Source organism: Isoptericola croceus, assembly GCF_029382255.1.
Taxonomy (GTDB): domain Bacteria; phylum Actinomycetota; class Actinomycetes; order Actinomycetales; family Cellulomonadaceae; genus Isoptericola; species Isoptericola croceus.
The window spans coordinates 1-278 of sequence record NZ_JARLLG010000171.1 but is presented as its reverse complement, the minus strand read 5'-3'; the positions used below and the strand labels follow the sequence as shown (position 1 = coordinate 278).

Annotated in this window: 1 protein-coding gene; it reads right to left on the bottom strand. The window is 63.3% G+C overall.

Annotated features, from left to right (window positions below; all coding sequences use genetic code 11):
- On the bottom strand, positions 1-220 hold a 220-nt coding region (locus tag PZC42_RS21100; protein ID WP_277214077.1), incomplete at its 3' end, for a YidC/Oxa1 family membrane protein insertase.
- Positions 221-278 lie beyond the last annotated feature (58 nt).

Sequence of the window (278 nt, the reverse complement as noted above, 5' to 3'; positions counted from 1 at the left end):
CCTTGTGCTCCTGGTAGAGCTTCATGGTGGCCTCCGCCCGCTTGTTGGGGTCGTCCTTGTACTTCTCGTTGATCTTCTGGATGAGGGGCTGGAGGCGCTGGATCCCCGCCATGCTCTTGAACTGCTGGTGCATCAGGGGCCAGAGGAGGAGGCGCACCACCAGGGTGAGGAAGAGGATGGCGAGGCCCCAGCTTCCCGTGTAGCGAAAGGCCGTCTCCATGACCCAGAGAAGGCCCAGGGAGAGCTGGCCCCAGATGTTGGGGGCAAAGAGGCCGGGA